Source organism: Janthinobacterium sp. AD80 (genome assembly GCF_002878455.1).
GTDB lineage: Bacteria > Pseudomonadota > Gammaproteobacteria > Burkholderiales > Burkholderiaceae_D > Janthinobacterium.
On record NZ_NRDQ01000279.1, the window covers coordinates 1 to 2,051 of the forward strand.

Annotated in this window: 2 protein-coding genes; both read right to left on the reverse strand. The window is 70.1% G+C overall.

Translation table 11 applies throughout. From position 1 onward, the window contains the following. The coding region (locus tag JaAD80_RS28575) for a type VI secretion system baseplate subunit TssG (RefSeq protein WP_180979647.1) at window positions 1-247 on the reverse strand (247 nt) is incomplete at its 3' end. After that, the gene (gene tssF / locus JaAD80_RS28580) at window positions 235-1,986 is read right to left on the reverse strand and encodes a type VI secretion system baseplate subunit TssF (protein WP_102299548.1); all 1,752 of its coding nucleotides are present in this window, start codon (window positions 1,984-1,986) and stop codon (window positions 235-237) included. The genes JaAD80_RS28575 and tssF, both read right to left, overlap by 13 nt. Window positions 1,987-2,051 lie beyond the last annotated feature (65 nt).

Sequence of the window (2,051 nt, forward strand, 5' to 3'; positions counted from 1 at the left end):
CGGCCAGCGACAGCGCCGCCGTGCGCAGGGTCAGGGACGGCCCCGGGCGCATGCTGTCGCCCAGGCTGGCGATGTCGCTGGGCGCGAAGGCCATGTCCACGTGGGCGCCCAGGCGCAGCGCTTCGTCCAGGCCCTGGCCATGGCCGACGGGCGTGCGCGCGGGAGCGCTGCGTTCGAGCAGGCTGATGGCCTGGAACAGGTTGAAGGTATGCGGCGCGCGGCGCAGCAGTGCGATCAGGTCAGGCATTGTCGTCCCGTCATGGCAGGCCATTGCATCCAGGGTTCGCCGTGGCGCACGACGGACAGGCGCACGAAGGAATTGGCCGTGGTGTACAGGGCGAAGAAGCGCGCCAGCACGCCGGCCAGCACCAGCGGCGAGGTGCCGGCGAAGGCGTCGGTGTCGAATTCGAGCACGATGTCGGTGCCGCGGCAGTGGCCGCGCCAGCCTTCGCTGCCCACGCGCGCCGTGCCGGCGCGGGCCGCCAGGCGCTTGATGCCACGGATCTGCACCTGGTCACGCGCGCTGCCGCCGGCAAACAGCAGCAGCATGTCGCGCAGGGTATCGGCGCCCGTGCTGCCGTCGACCAGCGAGCGGTGGTTCAGGCGCAGCAGCGACACCAGCGACCACAGGGCGTGGTTGGCCATGGTGGGCGGGCGCTGCACGCTTGGCTGGTACAGCGCGCGGATGGTGGTGGATGCGGCCACGCCGTCGCCGTGGAAGCGCGTGCCCGGCCCGATCTGTTCGGCCAGCAGGCGGTTGGTGCACAGCAGGCGCGCATAGGCGACCGGTTCGCTCAAGGCCGCCTGCACGTCGCCCCGGTCGACAAAACCCAGGTACACATCGGTGCCGCTGATGCCCTTGCGCAGGCTGGTTTCGCGGCGCATGGTCCAGCTCAAGGCGACGCCGTCCTCGCCGCCCTCCTCGGCAAACGCGCTGGGAATGTCCACGCTGCGCTCGCCACGCGGGTCGGACACCGTCACGCCCAGGATGGAATGCACTTCCATGACGGCGTCGCGCCGGCGGTCGGGCACCAGCAGGTATTCATAGTGGCGCCGGTCGACGACGACAGGTTCGCTGGTGACGGGAAAGAGATTCAGGGCTGGCACGCAGCCGAGCAGCACGTTGCCCGCGTCAAGCAGCGCCAGCACGGGCGCGCTGTGGCCAAACACCAGGCGCAGCGCGAAGCTGCCGCCGCTGCCCAGGCGCCCGCGCAGGCCGCTGACGTCAAAAAACTGGAACTTGCGGGGAAAGGCGAAGTATTCCTGCAGCAAGCCATACGCGGGATGGGCGTGGGCCGGGCCGCCCAGCATGGCCTCGTCCTCGGCAAAGCCCACTTCGGCCAGGTGGCGCGCGGCCAGGCGGTGCACGCCGCCGCTCGACACCACTTCCAGGTGATCTAGGCCGCTGATCAGCATTTCATGCAGCGGCATGGTGGTCAGCAAATCGCCCGACAGGTGCAGGCGCAGGGTGTCGAGTTCCAGCTCGGCCACGTCGACGCCCTCGTCGCAGCGCATGTCCAGGCGCAAGGTGCGCGGGTCTTCCTGCGCAATGGCATGCACGCGCAGCGGCCACAGGGTCGTCTCCCACGCCACCTGGAAGCGGCACTGCTCGCCCGTGGCGGCCGTGGCCGACAGCATGGTGCCGCGCGCCACCCGCGCGCCGGCCGTGACCTTGCCTTCCATGGGGTCGAGCGCCATCTGCATCACCGTCATGGCCGGCACGGGCTGCGTCAGACTGGGGCACAGATTGTCCAGCATGGCGGCAGCCACGCTGGGGAAGTCGCGGTCGAGTTCCCGGTGCACGCGGGCGTTCAAAAAGGCCACCGACTGGATCAGGTGTTCCGTGTGCGGATCGGCCGTCTCGGCCCCCGTCAGCACCAGGCGCTGCGCCACCTTCGGATAGCGCGCGGCGAAGTCGGCCGACTGCGTGCGCAGGTAGGCCAGTTCGCGCCGGTAGTATTCGAGCAGCTCGTCCTGGGTATTCATGCGCATCGCGCCCCCGTCTGGGCGGCGCGGTCGTCGAGCACCACGTCGAACCGCACCTGGCACAG

Bases quoted from the DNA above. Each gene is read 5' to 3' on its own strand.
- tssF (WP_102299548.1), bottom strand. From the start codon at position 1,986: ATGAATACCCAGGACGAGCTGCTCGAATACTACCGGCGCGAACTGGCC.